18 protein-coding genes and 1 pseudogene are annotated in these 26,773 nt (G+C 66.8%); 3 read left to right on the top strand and 16 right to left on the bottom strand.

Annotated features, from left to right (window positions below; genetic code table 11):
- Positions 1–12 precede the first annotated feature (12 nt).
- The 9 genes from uvrA to KEC55_RS33740 all read right to left on the bottom strand — a co-directional run bounded on the left by uvrA (position 13) and on the right by KEC55_RS33740 (position 12,392).
- Complete coding sequence (uvrA, locus tag KEC55_RS33700) at positions 13–5,907, bottom strand: excinuclease ABC subunit UvrA (protein ID WP_282511781.1); 5,895 nt, start codon at positions 5,905–5,907, stop codon at positions 13–15.
- Positions 5,908–6,111: 204 nt separating this feature from the next.
- Positions 6,112–6,453: a cytochrome C oxidase subunit IV family protein gene (locus KEC55_RS33705; protein WP_282511783.1), complete on the bottom strand. Its 342-nt coding sequence runs from the start codon at positions 6,451–6,453 to the stop codon at positions 6,112–6,114.
- A gap of 8 nt (positions 6,454–6,461) precedes the next feature.
- Positions 6,462–7,196, bottom strand: coding sequence for a heme-copper oxidase subunit III family protein (locus KEC55_RS33710; RefSeq protein ID WP_282513102.1), 735 nt, complete (start codon positions 7,194–7,196; stop codon positions 6,462–6,464).
- The gene (locus tag KEC55_RS33715) at positions 7,193–7,804 is read right to left on the bottom strand and encodes a cytochrome c oxidase subunit 3 (protein ID WP_282511785.1); all 612 of its coding nucleotides are present in this window, start codon (positions 7,802–7,804) and stop codon (positions 7,193–7,195) included. Before KEC55_RS33715 ends, KEC55_RS33710 begins: the two co-directional genes overlap by 4 nt.
- Complete coding sequence (gene ctaD / locus KEC55_RS33720; protein WP_282511787.1) at positions 7,801–9,555, bottom strand: cytochrome c oxidase subunit I; 1,755 nt, start codon at positions 9,553–9,555, stop codon at positions 7,801–7,803. The genes KEC55_RS33715 and ctaD overlap by 4 nt, the downstream gene beginning before the upstream one ends.
- A 13-nt stretch (positions 9,556–9,568) precedes the next feature.
- Positions 9,569–10,720, bottom strand: a complete 1,152-nt coding sequence (locus tag KEC55_RS33725; RefSeq protein WP_282511789.1) for a cytochrome c oxidase subunit II — start codon at positions 10,718–10,720, stop codon at positions 9,569–9,571.
- A 104-nt stretch (positions 10,721–10,824) separates the two neighbouring features.
- Positions 10,825–11,340, bottom strand: coding sequence for a hypothetical protein (locus tag KEC55_RS33730; RefSeq protein WP_282511791.1), 516 nt, complete (start codon positions 11,338–11,340; stop codon positions 10,825–10,827).
- 207 nt (positions 11,341–11,547) lie between these two features.
- Positions 11,548–12,057 (bottom strand): hypothetical protein, encoded by a 510-nt coding sequence (locus KEC55_RS33735; protein WP_043184322.1) that lies wholly within the window; start codon positions 12,055–12,057, stop codon positions 11,548–11,550.
- 119 nt (positions 12,058–12,176) lie between these two features.
- Entirely contained in the window at positions 12,177–12,392 is a 216-nt protein-coding gene (locus KEC55_RS33740) for a DUF3820 family protein (RefSeq protein WP_282511803.1), read from the bottom strand.
- A gap of 163 nt (positions 12,393–12,555) precedes the next feature.
- On the opposite strand from KEC55_RS33740, the gene KEC55_RS33745 reads away from it, so the two are divergent.
- Positions 12,556–12,744, top strand: coding sequence for a hypothetical protein (locus KEC55_RS33745; RefSeq protein WP_175952373.1), 189 nt, complete (start codon positions 12,556–12,558; stop codon positions 12,742–12,744).
- A 183-nt stretch (positions 12,745–12,927) separates the two neighbouring features.
- On the opposite strand, the gene KEC55_RS33750 is transcribed toward KEC55_RS33745, so the two are convergent.
- The 3 genes from KEC55_RS33750 to KEC55_RS35085 form a co-directional block, all read right to left on the bottom strand.
- Positions 12,928–13,104, bottom strand: coding sequence for a hypothetical protein (locus tag KEC55_RS33750; protein WP_432626327.1), 177 nt, complete (start codon positions 13,102–13,104; stop codon positions 12,928–12,930).
- Positions 13,105–13,189: 85 nt separating this feature from the next.
- A complete protein-coding gene (locus KEC55_RS33755; protein ID WP_282513104.1) occupies positions 13,190–13,852 on the bottom strand; it encodes an OmpA family protein in 663 nt (220 codons plus the stop codon).
- A gap of 126 nt (positions 13,853–13,978) precedes the next feature.
- Complete coding sequence (locus KEC55_RS35085) at positions 13,979–18,997, bottom strand: YadA-like family protein (protein ID WP_348995973.1); 5,019 nt, start codon at positions 18,995–18,997, stop codon at positions 13,979–13,981.
- Between the two features lie 1,438 nt (positions 18,998–20,435).
- Between KEC55_RS35085 and KEC55_RS33775 the strand changes: the two genes are divergently transcribed.
- On the top strand, positions 20,436–21,269 hold the full coding sequence (locus KEC55_RS33775) for a response regulator transcription factor (protein WP_282511810.1): 834 nt from the start codon (positions 20,436–20,438) through the stop codon (positions 21,267–21,269).
- Positions 21,262–23,607, top strand: a complete 2,346-nt coding sequence (locus KEC55_RS33780) for a sensor histidine kinase (protein ID WP_282511812.1) — start codon at positions 21,262–21,264, stop codon at positions 23,605–23,607. Before KEC55_RS33775 ends, KEC55_RS33780 begins: the two co-directional genes overlap by 8 nt.
- A gap of 20 nt (positions 23,608–23,627) precedes the next feature.
- On the opposite strand, the pseudogene KEC55_RS33785 reads toward KEC55_RS33780, so the two are convergent.
- The 4 genes and pseudogenes from KEC55_RS33785 to KEC55_RS33800 all read right to left on the bottom strand — a co-directional run.
- A pseudogene (locus KEC55_RS33785) lies at positions 23,628–23,748 on the bottom strand (IS3-like element ISDet2 family transposase); the annotation flags it as partial.
- A 45-nt stretch (positions 23,749–23,793) separates the two neighbouring features.
- Complete coding sequence (locus KEC55_RS33790; protein ID WP_282511814.1) at positions 23,794–25,245, bottom strand: DHA2 family efflux MFS transporter permease subunit; 1,452 nt, start codon at positions 25,243–25,245, stop codon at positions 23,794–23,796.
- Positions 25,246–25,263: 18 nt separating this feature from the next.
- Positions 25,264–26,115 carry a pirin family protein gene (locus KEC55_RS33795; protein ID WP_282511816.1) on the bottom strand — a complete coding sequence of 284 codons (852 nt, stop codon included), beginning with the start codon at positions 26,113–26,115 and terminating at the stop codon, positions 25,264–25,266.
- A gap of 36 nt (positions 26,116–26,151) precedes the next feature.
- Positions 26,152–26,757, bottom strand: coding sequence for an FMN-dependent NADH-azoreductase (locus KEC55_RS33800; RefSeq protein ID WP_282511818.1), 606 nt, complete (start codon positions 26,755–26,757; stop codon positions 26,152–26,154).
- Between the last annotated feature and the right edge of the window lie 16 nt (positions 26,758–26,773).

Consider the following 26,773-nt stretch of genomic DNA (forward strand, 5'->3'; position numbering starts at 1 on the left):
GATACAACGCGTTCAGCCGACCCGTGCCGCGCCCTGCTGCTCCGCTTCAACGTCTTCGCTGGCCGTACGCGCCAGCACCGGCTTCAGCACCTGCCCCGTATGGCTCGTGCTCACCTTCACGAGTGCTTCGGGCGGCGCCGCCGCGACTATCGTGCCGCCGCCCACGCCGCCTTCCGGCCCGAGATCGATGATCCAGTCGGCTTCCGCGATCACGTCGAGGTCATGCTCGATCACGACGACACTATGCCCCGCATCGACGAGCCGGTGCAGCACGCGGATCAGCTTCGCGACGTCCGCCATGTGCAGGCCGACCGTCGGTTCGTCCAGCACGTACAGCGTATGCGGCGCCTTCTGCCCGCGCCGCGTGATGTCGTCGCGCACCTTCGTGAGTTCGGTGACGAGCTTGATGCGCTGCGCCTCGCCGCCGGACAACGTCGGCGAAGGCTGGCCGAGCGTCAGGTAGCCGAGCCCGACATCCTTCATCAGCTGCAGCGGATGTGCGATGTTCGAGATCGGCGCGAAGAATTCCACCGCCTCGTCGATCTCCATCGTCAGCACGTCGCCGATGTTCCGGCCGCGCCACGTGACGGCGAGCGTCTCCGGGTTGAAGCGCTGCCCGTGGCACACGTCGCACGGCACCTTCACGTCGGGCAGGAAGCTCATGCCGATCGTGCGCACGCCTTGCCCTTCGCACGCGGGGCAACGCCCGTCGCCCGTATTGAACGAGAACCGCGACGCCGTATAGCCGCGCGCACGCGCCTCCAGCGTATCGGCGAACAGCTTGCGGATCGTGTCCCACACGCCGATATAGGTGGCCGGACACGAACGCGGTGTCTTGCCGATCGGCGTCTGGTCGACTTCGAGCACGCGATCGATCTGCTCCCAGCCGCTCAGCGACTCGCAGCCCTGCCACGCATGCGTGACGTTCAGCGACGGCCGCGGCGCGCTGCGTGCGAGCACGCTCGAACGGCGGTTGGTGGCCGGCGCGTCCTGCTGCGCAGCCTTGCGCGCGCGCCGCGTGGCCGGTGACGACAGCACCGAGCGGCCAACCGCGTCGAGCAGGTTCGTCATCAGCACGTCGCGCGCGAGCGTCGACTTGCCCGAACCGCTGACGCCCGTCACCGCGACGAGCCGCGCGAGCGGAATGCCGACCGTCACGTCACGCAGGTTGTGCAGCCGCGCACCGTGCACCGTCAGCCACGCTTCCGGCACGGCCGCGCCGCCCTTCTTGCCCGGCAGGCTCACGCCGCGGCGCGGCTGCAGCGGGTGTGTCATCGGCTGCGCGAGCAGCCGGCCCGTGACCGAATCGGCCTGTGCGGCGAGATCGGCGACCGCGCCCTGCGCAACCAGCGTGCCGCCACGCTTGCCGGCGCCCGGGCCGACGTCGATGATGTGATCGGCGCGGCGAATCGTGTCCTCGTCATGCTCGACGACGACGAGCGTGTTGCCCTTGTCGCCGAGCTTGCGCAGCGCATCGAGCAGGATCTGGTTGTCGCGCGGATGCAGGCCGATCGTCGGCTCGTCGAGCACGTAGCAGACGCCCTGCAGGTTGCTGCCGAGCTGCGCGGCGAGCCGGATCCGCTGCGCTTCGCCGCCCGACAGGCTCGGCGCGGCGCGGTCGAGACTCAGGTAACCGAGCCCGACTTCCTCGAGAAACGCGAGGCGGCTGCCGATCTCGCTGACGATGTCGCGTGCGATCTGCGCATCGCGCCCGGTGAGTTCGAGCCCGTCGATCCAGCGGCGCGTGTCCGACACCGTCCACTGCGCGACCTCGACGATCGGATGCGCGTCGAACGTCACTGCGCGCGCGGACGGGTTCAGCCGCGTGCCGTTGCAATCCGGGCACGGCTCGTTGCCGACGCCTTCCGGCTCCTGCTCGTCCGACGGCAGCGTCTGCTCGCGGCCGCGATCGTCCCCGGCGAGCACCGTGTCGTCGTACGCGGCGCGCTGTTCACGCGTGAGCGTGACGCCGGTGCCGACGCAGGTCGTGCACCAGCCATGCTTGCTGTTGTACGAGAACATCCGCGGGTCCAGCTCCGGGTAGCTCGTGCCGCACACCGGGCACGCACGCTTGACCGACAGCACCTTGATCGAGCCGACGCGCGCGGTCGACCGGTCGCCCTGCATCGCATCATGCAGCCCGTCGAGCGGCGCGAGCAGGTGCATCACGCCCTTGCCGAGCTCGAGCGTCTCGTCGAGCCTGCGCCGCAATTCGGCTTCGTTGTCCGGCGACACGACGAGATCGGCGACCGGCAACTCGATCGTATGCTCGCGGAAGCGGTCGAGCTTCGGCCACGGATCGACCGGCACGAACTCGCCGTCGACGCGCAGATGCGTGCTGCCGCGCGCCTTCGCCCATTTCGCGAGATCCGTGTACACGCCCTTGCGGTTGACGACGAGCGGCGCGAGCAGCCCGACGTGTTCGCCGCGATGGTCGCGCAGCAACTGCGCGGCGATCGATTCGACCGATTGCGACGTGACCGGCGTGCCGTCGTGGATGCAATGCTGCAGGCCGAGCTTCACGTACAGCAGCCGCAGGAAGTGCCACACCTCGGACGTGGTCGCGACCGTGCTCTTGCGCCCGCCGCGCGACAGCCGCTGCTCGATCGCGACGGTCGGCGGAATACCGTACACCGCATCGACCTCGGGGCGGCCGGCCGGCTGCACGATCGAGCGTGCGTAAGCGTTCAGCGATTCGAGGTAGCGGCGCTGGCCTTCGTGGAACAGGATGTCGAACGCGAGCGTCGACTTGCCGGACCCCGACACGCCGGTGATCACGTTGAACTTGCCGTGCGGGATGTCGACGTCGAGCGCCTTCAGGTTGTGCTCGCGCGCGTTGACGATCCGCACGACGTCCTCGCCCTCGATCGCACGGCGTTCGCGCGCCGCGTTCAGCACGGCCTGCAGCGGCTTGCCTTCGTCGGCGAGCGCCGCTTCGGCATCCATCGCGCGGTCGTACTGCAGCAGCGCCACGCCCGTGTGCGATTCGGCGCAGGCCTTCACGTCGTCGGGCGTGCCCGCGCACAGCACGAGACCGCCGCCGTCGCCGCCCTCCGGGCCGAGATCGATCAGCCAGTCGGCCGCGCGGATCACGTCCAGGTTGTGCTCGATCACGATCAGCGAATGGCCGGCCGCGAGCAGCTTGCCGAACGCCTGCATCAGCTTCGCGATGTCGTCGAAGTGCAGCCCGGTGGTCGGCTCGTCGAACATGAACAGCTTCGCCCGCGCGATGCGCGCCTCTTCCGTCGCCACCCGGCGCCCGTTGGCCGCCGCCGCGGATTCGGCGAGGAAACCGGCGAGCTTCAGGCGCTGCGCCTCGCCGCCCGACAGCGTCGGCACCGGCTGGCCGAGCTTCACGTATTCGAGGCCGACGTCGACGATCGGCTGCAGCACGCGCAGCACCTCGGCGTCGGTCGCGAAGAACGCGGCCGCTTCGCTGACGGTCAGGTCGAGCACGTCGGCGATGTTCAGCGCGCGGTCGTTGCGCTCGATGCGCACTTCGAGAATCTCGGCACGGTAGCGGCTGCCGTCACAGTCCGGGCAGCGCAGGTAAACGTCGCTCAGGAACTGCATCTCGATGTGCTCGAAGCCCGAGCCGCCGCAGGTCGGGCAACGGCCGTCGCCCGAGTTGAAGCTGAACGTGCCGGCGCTGTAGCCGCGCTGCAACGCGAGCGGCGCCTTCGCGAACAGCTTGCGGATCTCGTCGAATGCGCCGACGTAGCTCGCCGGGTTCGAGCGCGTGGTCTTGCCGATCGGCGACTGGTCGACGAACACGACGTCGCCGACCTGGTCGGCGCCCGCGAGGCTGCGGTACACGCCCGGCGACTCGGTCGCCTTGCCGTGGTGCCGCGCCATCGCCGGATAGAGCACGTCCTGCAGCAGCGTCGATTTGCCGGAACCGGATACACCCGTCACGCAGACGAGCCGCTGCAGCGGAATCTCGACCGTCACGTCGCGCAGGTTGTGTTCGCTCGCGCCTTCGAGCACGATGCGCGGCGTATTCGCATCGACGACGCGGCGTGCCCAGTTCGACGCATGCGCGACATGCTTGCGGCCGCCGAGATACTCGCCCGTCAGCGTTTGCGCCGAACGGATGTCGGACGGCGTGCCGTCGTAGACGATCGTGCCGCCGCGCTCGCCCGGGCCGGGCCCCATATCGATCAGCCGGTCGGCCGCGAGCATCACCGACGGATCGTGCTCGACCACGACCAGCGTATTGCCCGCGTCGCGCAGCCGCTGCATCGCCTCGACGATCCGCGTCAGATCGCGCGGATGCAGCCCGATGCTCGGTTCATCGAGGACGAACAGGGTCTTGGTCAGCGACGTGCCGAGCGCCGTCGTCAGGTTGATCCGCTGTACCTCGCCACCCGACAGCGTGCGGCTCTGCCGGTCGAGCGTCAGGTAGCCGAGCCCCACGTCGCACAGGTATTTCAGGCGCGTGCGCACTTCGGCAAGCAGCAGTTTCAATGCATCGTCGAGCAGCGCGCTCGGCAGGCTGATGCCGTCGAAGAAGCGACGGATGCGTTCGATCGGCAGCAGCATCAGGTCGTGCACGGTCAGGCCCGGCAGCGCTTCGAGCTGCGCGCGGCTCCAGTCGACGCCGCGCGGCATGAAGCGATCGGCCGGCGCGAGCACGCCGTCGGCGTTCTCTTTCGAGCCGAGCCGCCACTGCAGCGATTCCGTCTTCAGGCGCGCGCCGCCGCACACGTCGCACGGCGTGTAGCTGCGGTATTTCGACAGCAGCACGCGGATATGCATCTTGTACGCTTTCGATTCGAGGTAGCCGAAGAAGCGCTTCACGCCGTACCACTGGCTCTGCCACTTGCCGTTCCAGTCCGGCGAACCGTTGACGACCCAATCGCGTTCGGTATCGGTCAGCTCGGACCATGCCACGTCGCGCCGGATCCCGGCCTTCGCCGCATAGCGCATCAGGTCGTCCTGGCACTCTTTCCACGCGGGCGTCTGCATCGGCTTGATCGCGCCGCCGCGCAGCGTCTTGCGCGCGTCCGGAATCACGAGGCCGAGATCGACGCCGATCACGCGGCCGAAGCCGCGGCAGGTTTCACACGCGCCGTACGCCGAATTGAACGAGAACAGCGCCGCCTGCGGCTCCGCGTAGCGCAGGTCGCTGTCGGGATCGTGCAAGCCAGTGGAGAAGCGCCACACCTGCGGCTCGGCAATCGCGTTTTCCGCTTCCGCGGCCAGCACGTACACGTTCACACGCCCGCCGCCACGCTTCAGCGACGCCTCGATCGCCTCGACCACGCGCACCTTGTCGGCCTGCTGCACGCGGAAGCGGTCGGCCACCACGTCGAGCACCTTGCGCGGCCCGGTGGGCGACGCGACTTCGCGCTGCGCCTGTACGCGCGTGTACCCGCTCGCGGACAGCCACTGCGCGATTTCCTCGTCGGACACCGCCTCCGGCAGCTCGACCGGGAACGTGACGACGACGCGCGGATCGTCCGCCAGCGTGCGTGCGACGAGATCCGCGTAGATCGTCTCCGGCGTGTCGTGCCGCACCTGCCGCGCGGTCTGGCGGTCGAACAGCTCGGCCGCGCGCGCGTACAGCAGCTTCAGGTGATCGTTCAGCTCGGTCATCGTGCCGACGGTCGAACGCGAACTGCGCACCGGGTTGGTCTGGTCGATTGCGATTGCGGGCGGCACGCCGTCGACGCGCTCGACCTGCGGGCGGTCCATCCGGTCGAGGAACTGGCGTGCGTACGCGCTGAAGGTCTCGACGTAGCGCCGCTGCCCTTCCGCGTACAGTGTGTCGAACACGAGACTCGACTTGCCCGAGCCCGACGGGCCGGTGACGACCGTCATTTCGCCGGTGCGCAGGTCGAGATCGAGATTCTTGAGGTTGTGCTGACGTGCTCCGCGAATGCGGATCAGATTGCTGGATGACAATTTGCCTGCCCGTCTGAATGAGTTAGCCGGATTTCACGGTGCCGGAACGCTGCGGCGGATACCCGCAGGCGCGGCGCACGTGCCGCAAGGGTTGCACCTGTGCGGCTCGAGTTCGACGGGTACTATACTGTATATTCATACAGTTTTCCATGACGACCCTGCGGACGTCATGGGCAGGCGGCCGGAGGAAGGCCACCAGGGGAATCAGCGAAAGAACAGCTCCCGCATCCCGAACGTGTGATGCGCTTCGGCAGCCATCAGCACCATGAGCACCAGCAGGCAAAGGGGCGGAATCAGTATCGCGTACACCAGTGCCAGCCGCTCCCACATCATGTGCATGAAGATCGACACGATCAGCCCGGCCTTGGCGATCATCAGCACGACGATCAGCACCCAGCGCAACAGGCCCTGCACGTGGAAGTAATCGACCAGGTACGACATCGTGCTGAGCAGGAACAGCAGGCCCCAGATCTTCAGATAGAGGCCGATCGGATGCTGCTGGCCGTGCGCGGCGTCGGGTCGATCGGCGGGATCGGTATGGTCCATGGCCTGCCTCACCACAAATAGAACAGCGCGAAGATGAACACCCACACCAGGTCGACGAAGTGCCAGTACAGGCCGGCGATCTCGACAATCTGGAAGTTGCCGTGCTCGACGAACCCCGGCCGCATGATCTTGCGTGCAACCAGCAACAGATAAATCACGCCGCAGGTCACGTGAAAGCCGTGGAACCCGGTGATCGTGAAGAAGCACGCGCCGAACTGCGCCGCGCCCAGCGGGTTGCCCCATGGCCGGATACCTTCATGAACGATCAGCTTGGTCCATTCGAGGGCCTGCATCGACACGAAGGCCGCGCCCAGCAGCGCGGTCGCGAGCAACAGCATGCCGGCACGTTTGGCGTTGCGCCGGTAGCCGAAGTTGACGGCCATCGCCATGGTGCCGCTGCTGGTGATCAGGATGAACGTCATGATGGCGATCAGCAGCAACGGCACATCCAGGCCGCCGACCGAAAGCCCGAACACCTTCGACGTATCGGGCCACGGCGCCGTGGTCGACATGCGCACCGTCATGTAGCCGATCAGGAAACTGCTGAAGACGAAGGTGTCCGACAGCAGGAAGATCCACATCATCGCCTTGCCCCACGGCACCTTGAAGGCTTCGCGATCGGCCGACCAGTCCGTGACGATGCCGCGCCAGCCGTCGGGCCGGGTGTCGGCAGGCGAAGCGTCGGCGGGCGGGCCCGCGGGCGACCCGGCCGCGGATCCGGTGGGGGCCGTAGGTGTGGTCATGGTGCGGCTCCATACAGCGGCCCGCAGACGGCGGCGACAATCCCGGGCGTCAGCCACCACATCGCCGCCAGCAGCACGAGCCAGACCGCGAGCAGGAAATGCCAGTAGAGCGCGCACAGCGCGATGGCGTGCTGCACCCGGAACGGGTTCGCGCGCCTGAGCTGCGCGATCGTCATCGCCCACGCCACCAGCCCGCCCAGGACGTGCACGCCGTGCAGGCCGGTGAGCAGGTAGAGGAAGCTGTCGGACGGATTGGCGGCGACGGCCTGCCCGGCCGCCGACAGCATGTGCCACGCGGTCAGTTGCCCGGCCACGAACACGGCCGCCAGCACGCCGCCGCACACGAGCCACGTGGTGCGGTGCGCGGTCAGGTGCCGGGCACGCTGCATGGCGACGCTGGCCAGCGCCAGCGCGCCGGTGTTCCACCACAGCAGCGCCGGATGCGGAATCGGCTGCCAGTCGGGCTCGCGCATGCGCATCGCATAGGCGAGCAGCAACAGCGAAAATAACGTCGTCGCGACCGCCATGAAGACGATCAGACCAACGCGGCCCGCATTCGGCAAGCCCGGCGGCGCGTCGTGAACGAAGGGGCGCGGCAGCGTGGTCATTCGTGTGCCTCACCGGGGTGAAGCGCGGGGTGGGCCGGTTCGGGCGTCGTCGCAGGCGGCTGGTTTTGCGGCACGAAGTCTTCCTCTTGCCCCGGCGGACTGTATTCGTATGCCCCGCGATAAACCACGGGCAGCGCGGCGCCCCAGTTGCCGTGCGCGGGCGGCGTTTGCGGCGTCTGCCACTCCAGCGTGGTGGCCCGCCACGGATTGCCGTCGGCACGCTTGCCGTGCACGAGGCTCCACGCCAGGTTGAACAGGAACAGCAGCTGCGCCGCCGCGACGATCAGCGCGACGATGGTGATGAAGGTGTTGAGCGTCTGCGCCGAATGCGGAATGAAGCTATAGCCCTGATACGCGTAATAGCGTCGCGGCATGCCGAGAATCCCGAGATAGTGCATCGGGAAGTAGATCGCATAGGTGCCGACGAAGGTGATCCAGAAGTGTGCGCGCCCGAGCGTGTCGTCGAGCATGCGGCCCGTCACCTTCGGGTACCAGTGGTAGAGGCCGCCGAACACCACCAGGATCGGCGACACGGCCATCACCATATGGAAGTGCGCGACCACGAAATACGTGTTCGACAGCGGGATGTCCACGCTCACGTTGCCGAGGTAGAGCCCGGTCAGCCCGCCCAGCACGAAGGTGCTGATGAAGCCGATCGCAAACAGCATCGGCACGGTCAGGTGAATATCGCCGCGCCACAGCGTCAGCACCCAGTTGTAGACCTTGAGGGCGGTCGGGACGGCGATGATCAGCGTGGTCGTCGCGAAGAAGAAGCCGAAATACGGATTCATGCCGGCGATGAACATGTGGTGCGCCCAGACCACGAAGCTCAGCGCGCCGATGATCACGATCGCCCACACCATCATCCGATAGCCGAAGATGCTCTTGCGCGCATGCGTGCTGATCAGGTCCGACGCAATGCCGAAGGCCGGCAGCGCGACGATGTAGACCTCCGGATGCCCGAAGAACCAGAACAGGTGCTGGAACAGCAGCGGGCTGCCGCCGGCGTGCTTGAGCGTCTGCCCCATCGACACCACGGCCGGTATGAAGAAACTTGTGCCGAGCGTCCGGTCGAGCAGCATCATCACCGCCGACACGAACAGCGCCGGAAATGCCAGCAGCGCCATGATGGTCGCAATGAAGATGCCCCATACCGTGAGCGGCATGCGCATCAGCGTCATGCCGCGCGTGCGCGCCTGCAGCGTGGTGGTCACGTAGTTCAGGCCGCCCATCGTCGCCGCGACGATGAAGATCGCCAGCGACACGAGCATCAGCACGATGCCCCACTCCACGCCCGGCGTGCCCGGCAGGATCGCCTGCGGCGGATACAGCGTCCAGCCCGCGCCGGTCGGCCCGCCCGGCACGAAGAAACTCGCCACCAGCACCAGCACGGCCAGCAGGTAGACCCAGTAGCTCAGCATGTTGAGAAACGGGAACACCATGTCGCGCGCGCCCAGCATCAGCGGGATCAGGTAGTTGCCGAAGCCGCCCAGGAACAGCGCCGTCAGCAGGTAGATCACCATGATCATCCCGTGCATCGTGACGAACTGGTAGTAATGGTTCGCGTCGATGAAAGCGAACTTGCCCGGAAAGCCGAGCTGCAGCCGCATCAGGTCGGACAACACGAGGCCGACCAGGCCGATCGAGATGGCCGTCAGCGCGTACTGCACGGCGATGACCTTGTGGTCCTGGCTCCAGACATAGCGTGTCCAGAAGCTGTGCGGGGCGTGGTCGGTGTGCGCATAGGTCATGGTTTCTGCTCCGCTACTGCCTGGCCGCGGTACTGGCGGGCGGTGGCCCGCCTTGCGCCTCGATATACGCGACCAGCGCAGCCAGTTCCTGGTCGCTCAGGTCGAAGTGCGGCATGATCGGCGAGAAGCCCTTCACGACGCGAGCCGTCGGGTCGCGGATGAACGCACGCAGATAGGCTTCGTCCACCTTCGCGGTGCTGCCGTCGGCCATCGTTTCGGTCTTGCCGTACAGGCCTTTCCAGGTCGGGCCCACGCGCGGGGTGCCGTCCACGGTATGGCACGCGACGCAGCCCTTGGCCGCCGCGAGCGTCTTGCCCAGATCGGCCAGTGCCTGGGCGCTGCCGCCGGCCGCAGCGGGTGCAGCTTGCACCCTGGCCTGCTGCCGTTGCGCGAACGTGGTCTGCTGCGCCAGCCAGCGCGAGAACGATGCTTCGTCTTCCACCACCACCACACCGCGCATGTTCGAGTGCCCGATGCCGCAGAGCTGCGCGCACAGGATGTCGTAGCGCCCCGCCTTGGTCGGCGTGAACCAGAAGGTGGTCACCATGCCGGGCACCATGTTCATGCGCGCCCGGAACGGCGGGACGTAGAAGTCGTGCAGCACGTCGCGCGACCGTGTCAGGACCTGGATCGGCCGGTTGAGCGGCAGGTGCACCTCGGGTGTTTCGATCAGGTAGTTGTCGCGGCCGTTAGGGTCGGCGGGGTTCAGCCCGAAGGGATTGTCGTTGCTGATGTAGCGCACGTCCGTCGTGCCCAGCTTGCCGCCGGGGCCGGCGAAGCGGAAGCGCCATTGCCATTGCTGGCCGAGCACTTCCATCTGCAGCACGTTGCGCGGCGGCCGGACGTAGTCCGCGTAGACGAAGAGACCCGGCGCCAGCAACGCCGCCACGCCGGCGGCGGTCAGGCCGATCAGCCACCATTCGAGCCGCCGGTTGTGCGGCTCGTAGGCCGCGCGATGCCCGCTGCGATGGCGATAGCGCACCAGGGCGATCGCGATGAACAGGTTGATCGCGATGAACAACACGCCGGTAATGACGAGCGTGATCGTCAGCATGTCGTCCATGCGCACCCAGTTCGACGCAATCGGCGTGATCCACCAGGGACTGGCAAAGTGAAACCCGACCGCCACTATGACGATCAGGATCAGGGCAATCGCAAGCGCCATAGGCCGCCTCGCTGCGTGTCACTCGCCGGAGCCGCCGACACCGGGTTCCGTGTCTCCCGCGAACGCTGCGTGGTCAAACTCGGCGCGGCGGGACACGCGATGTGTCAGTCGTCCACGTTCTGCTTGCGCAATCGCTCCAGCCTGCCGTAGGTGATGGCCGCAACCACGCCGAACAACAGGTTGGCCAGCAAGGGCCCGGAACCCCGCTCGGAGACGAACCACGGGAACACGGCCGTCATGACGTAGAAGTTCCACCCATATGCGACGATCCCGAACGCCAGCCCGATGGCGGCTTCCATGCCCAGGCTCGAATCGAAGCGGAAAGGCGCCATGATCGCGGCGAGCATCATCCCCATGATCGCGCCGAGCACGTAGTGCAGCAGCAGCGCCATCGCCACGATTTCAAGGTTGAATTGCGTCATCTGGCCGAGCGCGCTGCGGCCCATCACCATCGCCGCGATCTTGTGTGTCGGTTGCCACGGGCTCGAGCCGAGCACGAGTGTCGACCAGACGAATTCCAGCGCGATCACTAGCGCACCGCCTGCGAGACCGGCCACGGCGGCGGCGACCCAGTCTGGCGTACGACGCTCCCAATGGTGCGATTGAATGTGCAGTTCCATACGACCTCCTTGCCGACGGTTCGACGTCGGCGCTTCGGTTCCGAGGGCGTCACGCGCGTCGGGCCTGCGTCTCTTGCGCGATTCGGAAGCGCGGACCGGGTTGCCCGCGCAACGTGCGAACGCCCCCCGCGCGCCGCCCGCGGCCGTGCGCTCGACGACATGCGTCGATGAACCCGCGTATCGGGCAGGCCAGCTTGCTGTCGCGCGTCAGGGGAAGATCGGTGTCGTAGGCTCGGCGCCTTCCAGGTCCGCCTTCGGAAAATGCTGGGCGACCATCTCTTCGATTTCCTGCTCTCGCAATGCCGGCACGTCGGCCATGATCAGGATCTGGCCTTCCTGTATGGCCTCGCGAAATCGCTGGAGTCGCGCGTTCGGCTCGGCGATGCCGATCATCGCGGCGGTCCACGCCCCGAAACCCGCTCCGGCCAACGTCAACCCGACGACGGCGCCGCCTGCGATCACGAGCTCCGCCGGGGGAAATACCAGCGCGACGAGGCCGATCAGCGCACCCGCCGCGCCGCCAAGCGCGACGCCGCGCTCCAGCGCATGCACGACATCGCTGCTTTGCAGCAACGATGCTTCGGGTAACTGATCGAGTGTGACGCTGTGGTCGGCGAGAACGTGGATATGTCGCCAGATGATCCGCGCACGCAATAGGTCATCGACGATCGCCTTGGCCATCTGCGTATCGGGTACGAGGAAATAAAGGCGTCTCATGTTGGCACCCCTTTTTGCCGTCAACTACTCTTTCCATTCTATGTCAGCAACGGCGACGCGGTAGGTGTGTAAGGGCCAGCACCGATGCCACATGCGAAGCCGCTCGCTCCCGATCGACGCTATCCGCGTTTGCGCAGCGGCTCCAGCAAGTCCCGCAGGCCGTTGTGATCGATTTCGTGCATCAGCGCAAGCTGCCGGCCGATCTCACCGCGCGGGAACCCTTCACGGGCCAGCCAGTTGAGGTACGGCCCGGGCAGGTCGGCAATGAGTCGGCCCTTGTACTTTCCAAAGGGCATGATGACGGTGACGAGGTGTTCGAGGTCGGCGGTTTGCATGCGCGTATTGTGCACGGCTTTAGGTTGCTGTCGCGTGCCGGGCCGACATTCGACGCGGCAACGCCACCGGCAACCGCCCCGCGAAAAAGCGCGCTGCAAACCGCCTGTGCCCCTTTTCTGGCCTGCTAGACTGGAATTCCCCCTGCTAACGATGGAGGGAATCATGTTGTCCGTCTACGTCGTGAAGACCGGCGAGCAGTTCCTGTGCACCGCCGAGGATGGCGATATCGGCATGGCACCGGCGGTTGAAGATGCCACGTCGTTTGGTTCGTATGAGGAAGCAGAAAAGGCGGCGCACGTGCATGCCGACCCCGGGTACGAAATCGTGGCCGTTTGCGTGCTCAGACACTGACACGGCGTGCGCTGCCGTGCGCCCGGCTTGTCCGCCTCCGGAAGCTGCTTCATCACGCGCGCGGTCGCCGCGCAATCGAACCAGGCTGGCACCGGCCGATCCACGCGTGCGCCGCTTGAACGGCGCGACACATCCGGCATCCACCGGCCGCTGCGTTGAACGCGGCATGGCCGGCGGAGCCGCTCAAGCACCCGCAGCCGTCGCGTACGCAACGCATTGGCGAGCGAGCACGTCGGTCGGATCGACCAGCAGCTTGATGTGCTCCTGATCGCGCGAAGCCGGCGTGTTTCGAACGATCTTGTCGAGGAAGTCGACCGTCGCGGCCGGCCCGACGCCACCGACGACCCCGATCTTGAACAACGGTGCGCGGGCCCCGCATCGCGCCGAAACTGGATGTGGCCGCGAACCGGCCGCCTGCGCCGGTACCGCTCGCGGCCCCTTCCCGCTACTTCTGCAGCGAAATCTCCACGCGCCGATTGCTCGCTCGCCCTTCGACGGTATCGTTGGTGCTCACCGGATCGGCTTCCCCTCTGCCCGTCGCCGTGACCGAATCGGCCTTCAGGCCATGCTCGCGCAGATACGACGCGACTGCGTCGGCCCGCCGCTGCGACAGCGCGAGATTGTGCGCATCCGAACCGACCGAGTCGGTATAGCCGGTCACCGTCACCGCCAAGAAATGCCGGTCCGCCTGACGACCCAGCAGTGCGTCGAGGGACGTGCGGGCGGCGGGCGTCAGCGTTGCGGAGTCGGTCGCGAAGTACGCATCGCCGGTCAGGCTGACCTTTTCCGCGGCGGCCGGCGCCGCCACCACCGGCGCCGGAAGCGTTGCGGGCGCCGCGCCGCACTGGAACTCGATCGACCGCGGATCCGCGCCGTCGCGGAACGGCGCCTCCGAATCGACCCGGCGAACCGGCTCCTTGTCGCACATGCGCGTCGCGACCTTCATGCAGGTCCTTTCGCTCGACAGGATGCCGTGACAATCGACACGAAACGTCCGGACGCCGTTTCTCGGCTGCAGTTCGTACGCATTGAACGTCGGCCCGGACGCGCTCGTGCAAGCGGCAAGGGAGGCCACGGACACGAGCAGGGCAAGAGAGATTTTGTTCACTGATTCACTCCGGAAAATCGATTCGATATCGCGCATGCGGCGCGGCAGTGCGCCGCATGCGGATGCGTTCTCGTTCAGCGCGAACCGCTCCGGCGCCGTACGCCGGGGCGGTTCGATGCGCAAGGATCACTTCCACTGATACAACATGCCCGCACCGACCACGCGCTGACTGCCGGCGAAACCGCCATTCAGCGTCGCCTTCAGGTTCTCCGTGAGCCGCGCCTGCATGCCGACGGCCATCGCCTTCTGGCCGAGGAAGGTCGCCGTACCGACCCCCATCGCGAAATTCGAGTCACGGTCCATGTGCGGGATCGACGCCATGGCGGCCGTCGCGGCAATCCCGTCACGCGCCATCGAATCGGTCTGCTGGATCTGCTGCTGCATCTGCGTGAGCTGGTTGTTGACCGTGTTCAGCGATTGCGTGAACTGGTTCGATACCGCGTTCAGCTGGTTCACGTTGACCGCGTCGGTGCCCTGCGTCCCGGCCGCGACGTTGACGACCTGGCGCGCCGACTCCGCCGAGCCGACCGCGACGACGTTCGAACGCCCGCCGTCGTTGCTGCCCGTGCCGATCGCGGTCGAGCCGTTGCCCGTTGCGGTCGAGCCGACGCCGATTGCGGTCGAGCCGTTGCCGGACGCCAGCGAGCTGTTGCCGACCGCCGTGCTGTTCGAGCCCGATGCGACCGCACCCGAACCGCCCGCCGACGAATTCGATCCCGTCGAACCCGGCGGCACGTTCGAGCCGGTCGGATTCGTCGTGTACGACCCGCCGAGGTTCGACGTGCGCTGCGTGATCAGCGTCGTCAACTGGTTGGCCACCGAATCGAGCTGCGACACGTTCACCGCATCGGTGCCGTTCTTGCCGGCCGCGAGGCCGGTGATCTGCCGGTTGCCGATGTTGACTTCGCCAGCCGACGACTGCGGGCTGCTCAGGCCGTACGCGATGTAGTTCGTCTGCGCGCCGACGGTGGTCAGCGAACCCGCGCCGAGCGCGATGCTGTTCGCGAACGTCGACGACGCACCGGCCCCGAGTGCAAGCGCATCGGTCGCCGTGGCGTGCGCGCCCGAACCGAGCGCGACACTGCCGACGCTCGCCGCGACCGCGTTGGCGCCCTGCGCCACCGATTGCGCGCCGGTGGCCGTCGCGCCGCTGCCCAGCGCCATCGCATCGGCCTGCGCGGCGCTTGCCGCCTGGCCGATCGCGACGCCGCCCGGCGCGGTGGCGTCGACGATCGCACCGTTGCCGATACCCACGCCGTTGTCGCCGTTGACTACCGTCGTCGGGCCGACCGCGACGGACTCCGCGCCGACCGCGAGCGAATCCACGGCCGTCGAGTTCGCGTGGAAGTACTTCGTGGTCGTGACCGCGAACGACTGCAGTGCGCCGGCCAGCTGCCGCACGGTCACCGCGTCCTGCTGGCCGGTGCCGTCCGCGACGTTGGTGATCTGGCGATACGTCTTGCTCGTCGCGTCGCCGACCGATACCGCACCGAGCAGCGTCTGGTCGGTCGTGTTGAACGGAATCGACGCGCTGCCGTTGCGGATGGTCCCCGAGGCCGGCACCGTCGCGCGATCGGACACCGAACCGGCGCCGAGCGCGATGCTACCGTCCACCTTCGCGATCGCGTTCGGGCCGATCGCGACGCTGTCGACCCCGAGCGCCTGGCTGTCCGGCGCGGTCGAGTTCGCGTGGAAATACTTGATGCCGTGCGCGTTGATGTTGTCGATCGCCGAGCCGACGTTGTTGTTGATCGTCGTCGAGCCGTCGCTGTTGTACGTCACATACGAAGGCGCGGAGATCGTGCCGGTCGTCGGGTCGTAGGTGGCCCCGCCGCCGATGGCGCCGGCCGTGCTGTTGCCGAGGTTGGTGTTGTTCGACGCGATCGAGCTGAGGCCGGTCGACAACGAACCGATGCCCGTCGACGTCGCGGTGGACAGCGACGTCAGGTTGCTGTTCGTGCTCGACAGGCCGGTGGACAGCGAGCCGACGATCGTCGAGGTCGAGGTCGACAGCGACGAGATCGAGCTCGTGGTCGAGCTGAGGCCGGTGGACAACGAGCCGATGCTGGACGACGTGGCGGTGGACAGTGACGTGACCGCGCTGTTCGTCGAGCTCAGGCCGGTGGACAACGAACCGATGCCCGTCGAGGTGGAGGTCGACAACGACGTGATGGAGCTGTTCGTCGAACTCAAGCCGGTGGACAGCGAGCTGATGCCCGTTGACGTTGAAGTCGACAGCGACGTGACCGAGCTGTTCGTCGAGCTCAGGCCGGTGGACAACGAGCTGATGCCCGTTGACGTCGACGTGGACAACGACGTGACCGAGCTATTCGCCGACGACAGACCGGTCGACGTGGACGTCGACAATGAAGTCACCGCACTGTTGGTCGAACTCAGGCCCGTTGACAACGAGTTGATGCCCGTCGACGTCGACGTGGACAACGACGTGATCGCGCTGTTGGCCGACGACAACCCGGTCGACGTGGAGGTCGACAACGAAGTCACCGCGCTATTGGTCGAACTCAACCCCGTCGACAACGAGGTGATGCCGGTCGATGTCGACGTGGACAGCGACGTGATCGAGCTATTCGCCGACGACAGACCGGTCGACGTGGACGTCGACAATGACGTTACGGCGCTGTTGGTCGAACTCAGCCCCGTCGACAGCGAGCTGATGCCGGTCGACGTCGACGTGGACAGCGACGTGATCGCACTGTTGGCCGACGACAACCCGGTCGACGTGGAGGTCGACAGCGAAGTCACCGAGCTATTGGTCGAACTCAGCCCCGTCGACAGCGAGCTGATGCCGGTCGACGTTGACGTGGACAGCGACGTGATCGCGCTGTTGGCCGACGACAACCCGGTCGACGTGGAGGTCGACAACGAAGTCACCGAGCTATTGGTCGAACTCAACCCCGTCGACAACGAGGTGATGCCGGTCGATGTCGACGTGGACAGCGACGTGATCGAACTGTTGGCCGACGACAGCCCGGTCGACGTAGAAGTCGACAACGAAGTCACCGCGCTGTTGGTCGAACTCAACCCCGTCGACAGCGAGTTGATGCCCGTCGACGTTGACGTGGACAGCGACGTGATGGCGCTGTTGGCCGACGACAGCCCGGTCGACGTAGAAGTCGACAACGAAGTCACCGAGCTATTGGTCGAACTCAGGCCCGTCGACAGCGAGCTGATGCCGGTCGATGTCGATGTGGACAGCGACGTGATCGAGCTATTCGCCGACGACAGACCGGTCGACGTGGATGTCGACAATGACGTTACGGCGCTGTTGGTCGAACTCAACCCCGTCGACAGCGAGCTGATGCCCGTCGATGTCGACGTGGACAGCGACGTGATCGCACTATTGGCCGACGACACCCCCGTCGACAACGAACTGACGCTCGACGCGGTCGACGTCGACAGCGAATTCACCGCCTGGTTCGTCGCAGCGAGCTGCGACCCGTTGATCGCATCCGTGCTGGCCGAACTGATGCGCCCGGCCGCAACGTTGGTGATCTGGCGCTCAGTGCCCGCCGCGCCGACGCTGACGACGCTGGTCGGGTTGATGCCGTTGAAGTTGTACGTGACACCGCCGATCGTCGCGCTGGCCGTCGGATTCGGCGCGGCCGTCGTCGAACCCGAGCCGAGCGCGACATCGTTTGCATTGTGCGCCACGGCCGATGCGCCGAACGCCACCGCACCGGCCGCCGCAGCCGTCGACGTATTGCCGAGCGCGAGCGAGCCCGTGCCCTGTGCGATGTTCGAATTGCCGATCGCGACCGCACCGTTGCCGTTCGCGGTGTTGTTCGACCCCATCGTGACCGCTCCGGTGCCGATCGCGGTGCTCGGATCGCCGATCGCCACCGCGCCGTTGCCGCTGACCGTCTGACCCAGGCCGAGCGCGACCGCCCCAAGACCACTCAACACCTTCGAGCTGTTGCCGCCGGCGATCGAGCCCGCGCCTGCCGCGGCGGCGACCGAGTTGCTGTCGCCGATCGCGATGGTGGAACCCGCGGCCGCGACGCTGTTGATGCCGATCGCCGTCGCATTCGTGGCCGACGCCGTCGCACCGGGGCCCAAGGCCGTCGCCGATACGCCGCTCCCGAGCGCTAGATTGCCGAGCGCGACCGCGAACTGCTGCGTCGCGGTCGACTGCACACCCATCGCGATCGAGCTGACACCCGACGCGTTGGCGTTCAGGCCGAACGCCATTGCCGTATCGGCGCCGGCCGTCGTGGCCGAGCCCAGCGCGATCGAACTGGTGCCGAGCGACTGCGTGCCCGAGCCCGGTACGCCGGCCGTGCCGCCCCAGCCGATCGCGATCGACGTCGCGCCCTTCGCGCCGCTGTTGACGCCCATCGAGATCGAGGAATTGCCGGTCGTCAGCGCACCGCTGCCCACCGCCACGCCGGCTGCGCCGGAACTCGTCGACTGGTTGCCGATCGAAACCGAGCCCGTATCGGTCGCGTGCGACGCATAACCAAGCGCGACGCTTTGGGTCCCGACCGCACTCGCGCCGAGACCCACCGCAGCCGCGTACTGGCCGGATGCCAGTGCATTGTTGCCGAGACCGACGGCCGACACGCCGGTCGCCGCCGCGCCACTGCCCATCGCTACCGCGCCGCTTTGGGTCGCGCTCGACAGGTTGCCGATCGCCACCGAATAATCGCCGCTGCCGATCGCCTGCACCCCGAGCGCCGAGCTGTTGACCCCGGTCGCCTGCGAGTTGATGCCGACCGCCGTCGACGCGTCGGCCATCGCATGCGCACCTGGCCCCAGCGCCGTGGCGGAAACACCCGCCGCCGTCGACAGGTTGCCCAGCGCGGTGGAGTTCTGCTGCGCGGCGCTCGACCCGACGCCGATCGAAATCGACGTCACGCCGCCGGTCGCGGAGCCGCCATCCGGCGCGTACTGTGCGTGCGCGCCCGCATGGAACAAGACAAGATACGTTGACGCCATGAGCACGGCCAATCGTCGCGGCGACGGCATCGAAGACATGCCCGCGCGGCTCGCAGCGCCCTCGCTCGCGGCATGCTCGCGCGTGCCGCTCGCCGACGCAACACGCTTGCCGCGCGCACGGTCAAGCTCGGAAGCCGCGACCCAGGCTCCCAGTGCTTCATTCCAGATCGACTTGAACGACTTGTTCATCTTGTGTTCCCTCGGTTCTCATGTGCTGGATAACGCGGCAGCGAACACGACGGCAGGCGATGACGCATCCGTCTGCCTCCTCGCCTGTATCGCGACGCTTCGCGCCTCGCTTTGGATAACTAACTAAACGATCGAACAACGCTGCTCGGCAATCGCGATCACCAGGGCGATCGCGCGAATGCACGCCGCACGTGTGCGTCGGCACGCCGTGCGGCGACACTCGCCGGTTATCGGATCCCGGAAGCCGATGGCGCAGGAAAGACGGCGGCACGCTGCCCCGCGCATCGCGAATCCGCGTGCACGCACCGTCGCGCCGAGCCGGCGGCGACCTTGAATTTCACGGGAAGGCGTCGTTCAGACGCCAGATGGACGGCTGCTGGCCCGTGCCCCGGGCCAGCCCGTCACGATTCATTCAGGAGGAGGATGACGCCGAGTAGTCCCCGGGTATGAAGCATGCGCATCCGGTTCGCTCGAACCGGTGCGTTGACCTGCCATGCCTGTCGTATTCATGTTTTTCGTGCCCGCCTGATTCGAGAACGCGCCGCGCGATCGCGCCCGGACGGATCAGACCGCCAGGCTGCACGCGCAGCCGCTCACCCTCTCCGCCGGCAGTCAAACGCATTTCAGAATTTCCGGAAATAGCGCTTGACTTGCCGAACGACCCCCGCATCGATTTGATCGGTCGAATTTTCTTGACGATTTTTCCAGTCGATGCGTCACACCCTGACCAACCTCACAATTTTTCCGCTTATCTTGTATACGAACGCATTCGGAAAATTATGAAATTTTTATTACCCTCGTGCCAATTTTCTTGTCCGCCATCGCATTCCCATATCCTGAGAATTGCCATCATTCGATGTCACATTGAATATCGCGTCATCCGAATATGACAGCGGCACGGAATCCATGCAAAACCGTTCCCCTCGAAGAACCGATTCCAGCCGCGCCGGGTCTAGTGTGCAGGTATCCGTTCAAACAAACCTTTTCCAGAACGGAAAAAAGCTTTTCCCGAGCGGACGATATTTACATTCATACGATGCGACTCGAAATTCGATTTTTATTGGAATAATTCTTGACCAACAAGACAAAAGACACTCACCGAATCAGGACTGACTCGACACTTCCATTTCACATTGAAAGGCACCGTCTCTCGACACAATCCACCCGAATTCATCCTGCGGGCCAATCAGATTTGATAACCTATAAAATCCGGAAATAAAGACCGATATTAAAATTCAATTCGGCATGTTTTTCCACTCTCATTTCGTTCGGCCGAACATCGATGCCGAAACCGCGTAGCGCCGTGCCGGATATGCCCACACAGGCCGCACGGAATCCTCACAATCGGTACTGTTGTCGACATATAATTTTTCGCAACAATTGAGCAGAAAGCGATGCTTTCAATCCGACCGACCACCCTTCCACCGCGTCCGCCACCATGTCATCCCGCTCGTCCAGTTCGGCGCCGCCTCGCACCACGCCGCATCTCGGTGACGCACATATTCTCGTCGTCGACGATCGCCCGAACGACCTGCGGCTCCTGACCGAAATCCTGCGTGCCGCGCGGTGCCGGATCAGCGTCGCGTTCGACGGGCTGCAGGCGTATCACCGCGCCCAGGCGATCGCGCCCGACCTGATCCTGATGGATGTCCGCATGCCGCGCATGGACGGCTTCGCTGCGTGCCGGCTGCTGGCGTCAACGCCGTCCACGCAATCCATCCCGGTCATCATCCTGACGGCCGCGGGCGATCTCGAGGACCGCATCGCGGGGCTCGAAACCGGCGCGATCGACTACATCGTCAAGCCATTCGAGCCGACCGAAGTGCTGGCCCGGATCCGCAACCACCTGAAGCGCGCGCGGCGCAGCCAGCCGTTCGCGCACCTGCCCGAGATGCCCGACAACGCGGATGCGGCCCTCGTGCGCGCGGCGGCCGAGGTCCTGCTGCGCGACCTGCGCCATCCGCCGGCGCTCGAGGATCTGGCCCGGCAGGTCGGCACGCACGAGAAGCGGCTGTCGCGCGTGTTTCGCGACCAGCTCGGCCAGACCGTGTTCGAGTACCTGCGCGACACGCGCCTGCGCGCCGCGATGCATTTCCTCGCGGAGACGTCGATGGGGATCGGCGACATCGCCGAGGAAATCGGGTTCTCCACGCCCGGCAACTTCGCGACGGCGTTCCGCGAGCGCTTCAGCATCACGCCCTCCGACTGGCGGCGCCAGCGCCATGCGGTCAACGCGCCGCCCACACCCGGCGGGCATCATCCCGATGCGTAGGCGCGATTCGGCGCGGGCGGTCGGATGGCGCGCGGTGCTGCTGCTTCTGATGGCACTGGCCGTCACCTGCGCGACGGCCCGCGCGGCATCGACGCCGAACCCCGCGCAACTTGAAGCCGTGTCGGTGTTCGAGGACGCGAGCACGACGATGACCGCCGAACAGGTCGCCGCGCGCATCGCCGAGCCGGTTCAAGGCGCGGCCGCGGCAGGCGCATCGACGTTCAACATCGAGTTCTCGCGGTCGACATGGTGGGTCCGCGCGACGCTGGTCAACCGTGACAGCGCCGCCCGCCCGCTGGTGCTGGTGATTCGCGACGCGCGCGTCGACCATGCCGACTTCTACGTCGGCCGGAACGGCCGGTGGACGCTCGACAGCCGTTTCCCGGTCGCAGGCGGCGGCGATACGGCCGGGCAGCCATCGCGCTACCCCGCGCTCGACGTCACGCTGCACGCGGGCGAAAGCATCCCCGTGCTGATCCGCGTCACGTCACGCAAGGAAATGCGGCTCGCGCCGGCGGCATTCACGCTTGCGGCATGGGATGCACTGGAACGGCACGCGACGATGTGGGACTTCGGTTTCTTCGGCGGGCTGCTCGCGCTCGTGTGGTGCGCGCTGCTGATCGGATTCTTTTCGCGCAGCGGCGTGTTCTACGTGCTGGCCGCGCTTGCGCTGGGCACGACGCTGTTCGAAGCGGCGTACCGCGGCTATCCGGCAATGGCGTTGCCGCCCGCGCTGCGTGAATGGTCCGCGCGCGGTGAGGTGATCTTCGCGTACGTGGCGATCGCGTGCTTCATCGCCTTCATCCTGATGGTCGCCCGGCGCGAGCAGGCCAGGCTGCCGATGCGCGCGGTCTACATGGCATTCCTCGCGCTCGAATGTATCGGCATGGCCGGCGCCGCATGCGGCGACCTGCTGACTTTCACGTGGTTCTGCCTGCGGCTGAACGCGGTGCTGGGGATCGTCAACATCAGCCTCGCGCTGTTGCTCGCGATCCGCCGGACGCCGACCGGCCGCGTGATGCTGATCGCAATTGCGATTGCCACCTTCAACATGCTGATCCGCGTGCTCGACGGCATGAACGCGCTGCCGCCCGTGCTGTCCTGGCTGAAGTCCGACATCTATCCGAACCCCGTCATCGCGATCGTCGGGCTCGCCACGCACCTGCTGGTGCTGGCCGCGTGGATCCACCACGTGGGCCGTCAGCGCACCGAGGCGCGCAAGCGGCTCGAACACTGGCAGCTCACCGAACAGGATCGCCTGCGCGACGAAGTCGCGAGACGCACGGTCGCGCTCAACGACGCGTTGCAGCAGGTGACGACCCACATGCAGCAGAAGATCGAGACGCTCGGCTATGTCAGCCACGACCTGCGTGCGCCGCTGTCGACGATCAACGGCTATGCGAAGCTGCTGCTGCAAGGCGCGACGCTCGGCCAGGCGCGGCTGATTCGCTCGATCGACCGGAGCATCCGCTACCAGCTCACGCTGATCGACGAACTGCTCGCGTTCACGAAGGCCGAACTGCAGCCGCTCGGCGTGTCGCCGGACGCGACCGACCTGCCCGGCCTGCTCGACGACATCGGCCACTATGCACTCGCGCTGTGCGCGCAGCAGGACAACCGGTTCGTCTACCGGCCGGCCACGCCGCTGCCGCGCACGGTATCGATCGACGGGATGCGGCTGCAGCAGGTGCTGCTGAACCTCCTGTCGAACGCATCGAAGTTCACGCGCGACGGCACGGTCACGCTGGCGGTGCATGCGTCGCGCGAAGGCGACGCATGGCGCCTGCTGTTCGAGGTTGCCGATACGGGCATCGGAATCGACATCAGCGGCACCCGCGACATCTTTCGTGCGTACCAGCAGGTGCAGGCCGTCAACGGCGGAACCGGGCTCGGCCTGTTCATCGCGCAGCGTATCGTCGGCGCGATGGGCGGCGAGCTGGCCGTCGCGAGCCAGCCGGGCGTCGGCACGGCGTTCTCGTTCGCGATCGTCGTGCCGGCCGTCGGACATGCGCTCGTGCCGGCGTCGGAACTCGTCCGGCGGTTTCATCCGGGCGACGAAGCCGGGCCGGAACGCATCGCGCCCGCGATGGATGGCCCGCCAGACGATGCGCTCGACGAACTGATCCTGCTCGCCCGCGACGGGCGGCTCACCGATATCGAGGAATGGCTCGGCCAGGTTGCGGATGCGCCGGATTACGAAGCCTTCGCGCAGCACGTGCGCGAGCATCTCGATACGCTGGACTTGCACGCGATCGAAAAGCTGGCCGGCTCGCTCAAACGTGCGCGTGTCGCGGATGCTTCGTTCGACAACGAGGCGGACGCCGCCGGGCCGGCGTGATGGTGTAGCGGCGCACGCGCATCGCGGGACCGCCCGTTGAAACTTTCGATATCAGGCACTCTCCACCGGCTTGCCAGGCCGAATGAACGACAGCGTGACGCCGACTTCGTAGGCCCATGCATCCAACGCCTTACCAGCGAACGCCGGCCGTGAAGCCGTAAGGGAAAAGGAAGCAGCGGGCCCGATTCAGATCGACGCGGCGGACTGCGCATCGCCGTGCGCCGGCGCGGGCATGCGCGCCCGGATGAACGCCCAGGCCAGCGCCGACGCCGCGACCGCCGAGCCGGCGCCCAGCAGGAACGCGAGGTGGTAGCCGCGATTGAGCGCGCCGACGGCGTCGGCGCCGGCCGCCACCAGCCCCTCGGTGCGGGCAGCCGCCAGACTCGCGAGGATCGCCAGCCCGAGCGCGCCGCCCATCATGAACGACGTGTTGACGGCGCCCGATGCAAGCCCCGACTCGTCGGGTGTCACGTCGCTCATCGCGGCCAGCATCACCGGGTTGAAGACCGCACTGGCCCCAAGGCCCATCAGCAGCATGCCGGGCAGCACGTCCGCGACGAAGCGGCCACCATCCGGCGCGCGCGCCAGCAACATCAGCCCGGACGACGCGACCAGCAGGCCGGACGACAGCGTCGCGCGAATCCCGAACCGCATCACCAGCTTCGGCGACACGCCCAGCGAAAAACCCGCCATGACGACGCTGGCCGGCAGGAACGCGAGCCCGACCTGCATCGCGCCGTAGTGCAGCACGCGCTGCAGGTATAGCGCGGAAATGAACGACCACGCGAACATCGCGGCCGCCCACAGCACGCCCACCGCGTTGGCGGCGGCCACGTTGCGCCGCGCGAACAGGCCCAGCGGCATCAGCGGATGCGCCACACGCGACTCGACGACGACGAACGCAATCGCGAGCGCGATCGCGGCACCGAGCTGGACGAGCGTCTGCGCCGACGTCCAGCCTGCCGCATGGCCATGCACGATCGCGTAGACGGCCAGCATCAGCGACCCGGTAACGGTCGCCGCCCCCGCGAGATCCAGCGGTGCACGTTCGGCCGGCGGCGTGCGCGCCGGCAGCAGCGCCGTGCACGCGGCATACACGGCCACGCCGATCGGCAGGTTGACGAGAAAGATCCAGTGCCAGCTCAACGCGCTGGTCAGCACGCCGCCGAGCAGCACACCGAGGCTGCCGCCGCTCGCGGCGACGAACCCGTACACACCCATCGCCTTCGCGCGGTCGGCCGGCGACGTGAACAGGTTCATGATGATCGACAGCGATACGGCCGACACCAACGCACCGCCGAGCCCCTGCACCGCGCGCGCCGCGATCAGCAGTCCTTGCGTGTTCGCGAGCCCGCACGCAACCGATGCGAGCGTGAACAGCGCGATGCCGCGCAGAAACAGCCGGCGGTGGCCGTACAGGTCACCGAGCCGCCCGCCGAGCAGCAGGAAGCCGCCGAAGGTCAGCAGGTACGCGTTCACCACCCAGACGAGCGACGTCTCGGCAAAGCGGAGGTCGGCCCGGATGGACGGCAGCGCGACGTTCACGATGGTCGTGTCCAGCACGATCATCAGCATGCCCAGGCAGAGCACGATCAGCGCCAGCCAGCGCTTGCGCTCGTCGATCCCGTGCGTCGTCATGAAACCGCTCCCGTCGAATCAGCGCATCACGCCCGTGGCGCGCAGTTCGTGGCCGATGCGCACGATTTCGCGTTCGCCTTCCGCCAGCGCGGCCGCGCTCGTATGCACCGAGTAGTAACCCAGATGGAGCTCGTGCGGATGCGGGATCGCGGTGCCGACCACGAAGCGCGTATCGGCCACGGCCTCGAATTCGATCGCGGCGTCGGACGCGTCGAACACGACCAGTTCACCCTGGCCGACCGCATCCGGCGTACGCAGGCTGCCGTCCATCACGGCCGTCCAGCCGACCCGGTGGCCCTGCGGCGGCCGGCAGATCCAGCGCTCGCCGGCCTTCAGTTGCACGACCAGGTAGTTGATGCCCGCCGGCGCATCGATCGGGCTGACCGCGTCGCCGTGGCGGCCGAGCAGCACGCGTGCCGGGCCGTCGGTCGGGATGTCGTCGATCGACAGGTGCTGGCTGAACGCCGGCGCCAGCTCGCGCCCCGGTGGCAACGCGACCCATAGCTGGAACGCCTTGACCGGCGGCACGACCGAACCCGTATGCCAGACGCCGCGCCCGGCGCTCATCCATTCGATGTCGCCAGGCGCCATCGTGCCTTCGTGGCCGGTGGATTCGGCGTAGGTGCCGCGTCCGTCGATCGCGAGCGTCAGCGTCGCGATGCCCGAATGCGGATGCCAGCCGAAGGCCTGCGCCCCGATCGGCGCCTGCGTATCGACCAGGTCGAGAAAGACGAACGGCTTGATCATCTCGCCGACGTCGGACGGGCTCGCCATCCGCACGACCGGGCCATGCGCGTGGCCGTGCGTGCGGAACACGACGTGACGACCGGCGACGGTGGCCTGCGAAACGGGTTCGAGGGCATTCAACATGGTGGTTCTCCTGTGGCCGGCAGCCGGCCCGTTGCGTCAGGCCGCGAGAGCCGCCGCCGCTTCCTTCGCCGATGCAATGGCGCCGCTGCGCTTGTCCGGCCCCATCGCGACGCCTTCCGCGCGAATGAACGTGATGTCCGTGATGCCGAGAAAACCGAACGCGTCCCGCAGATAGGTTTCCTGATGATCGAAGGACGCGACCGGCGAGCCTGCGCTGTACACGCCGCCGCGCGACGATGCGATGACCAGCTTCTTGCCGCCGGACAGCCCCTCCGGCCCGTTCTCGGTATAGCGGAACGTCTTGCCGGCCACGGAGATGCGGTCGATCCACGCCTTCAGTTGCGACGCGATGCCGAAGTTGTACATCGGTGCACCGATGACCACGATGTCGGTCGCGAGGAACTCGTCGAGCGCACGCTGGCCGATCTCGACGTCCGCCTTCAGCGCGTCGTCGACGGGTGCGCCTTGCGCGGCGGCGAGGTGCTGGCCGGTCAGGTGGCCGATCGGCGTGACGGCAAGATCGAGGCGCGTGACCGTGAGGCCCGGATCGCGGGCGCGGAAATTGGCGACGATCTCTGCCGACAGTTCGCGGCTGACCGAGCCTTGGCCGAGGATGCTGGAATCGATGTGCAGCAGTTTCATGAGGATTCTCCGAACG

Origin of the sequence: Burkholderia cepacia (genome assembly GCF_029962485.1) — a bacterium.
GTDB lineage: Bacteria > Pseudomonadota > Gammaproteobacteria > Burkholderiales > Burkholderiaceae > Burkholderia.

What these genes read in the sequence shown, in the direction of transcription:
- KEC55_RS33705 (WP_282511783.1), bottom strand. Translation starts at nt 6,453, where the DNA reads ATGGACCATACCGATCCCGCCGATCGACCCGACGCCGCGCACGGCCAG.
- KEC55_RS33795 (WP_282511816.1), bottom strand. Translation starts at nt 26,115, where the DNA reads ATGTTGAATGCCCTCGAACCCGTTTCGCAGGCCACCGTCGCCGGTCGT.
- KEC55_RS33730 (WP_282511791.1), bottom strand. Translation starts at nt 11,340, where the DNA reads ATGGAACTGCACATTCAATCGCACCATTGGGAGCGTCGTACGCCAGAC.
- ctaD (WP_282511787.1), bottom strand. Translation starts at nt 9,555, where the DNA reads ATGACCTATGCGCACACCGACCACGCCCCGCACAGCTTCTGGACACGC.
- KEC55_RS33725 (WP_282511789.1), bottom strand. Translation starts at nt 10,720, where the DNA reads ATGGCGCTTGCGATTGCCCTGATCCTGATCGTCATAGTGGCGGTCGGG.
- KEC55_RS33710 (WP_282513102.1), bottom strand. Translation starts at nt 7,196, where the DNA reads ATGACCACACCTACGGCCCCCACCGGATCCGCGGCCGGGTCGCCCGCG.
- KEC55_RS33735 (WP_043184322.1), bottom strand. Translation starts at nt 12,057, where the DNA reads ATGAGACGCCTTTATTTCCTCGTACCCGATACGCAGATGGCCAAGGCG.
- KEC55_RS33775 (WP_282511810.1), top strand. Translation starts at nt 20,436, where the DNA reads ATGTCATCCCGCTCGTCCAGTTCGGCGCCGCCTCGCACCACGCCGCAT.
- KEC55_RS33745 (WP_175952373.1), top strand. Translation starts at nt 12,556, where the DNA reads ATGTTGTCCGTCTACGTCGTGAAGACCGGCGAGCAGTTCCTGTGCACC.
- KEC55_RS33715 (WP_282511785.1), bottom strand. Translation starts at nt 7,804, where the DNA reads ATGACCACGCTGCCGCGCCCCTTCGTTCACGACGCGCCGCCGGGCTTG.
- KEC55_RS33740 (WP_282511803.1), bottom strand. Translation starts at nt 12,392, where the DNA reads ATGCAAACCGCCGACCTCGAACACCTCGTCACCGTCATCATGCCCTTT.
- KEC55_RS35085 (WP_348995973.1), bottom strand. Translation starts at nt 18,997, where the DNA reads ATGAACAAGTCGTTCAAGTCGATCTGGAATGAAGCACTGGGAGCCTGG.
- KEC55_RS33790 (WP_282511814.1), bottom strand. Translation starts at nt 25,245, where the DNA reads ATGACGACGCACGGGATCGACGAGCGCAAGCGCTGGCTGGCGCTGATC.
- KEC55_RS33800 (WP_282511818.1), bottom strand. Translation starts at nt 26,757, where the DNA reads ATGAAACTGCTGCACATCGATTCCAGCATCCTCGGCCAAGGCTCGGTC.
- KEC55_RS33780 (WP_282511812.1), top strand. Translation starts at nt 21,262, where the DNA reads ATGCGTAGGCGCGATTCGGCGCGGGCGGTCGGATGGCGCGCGGTGCTG.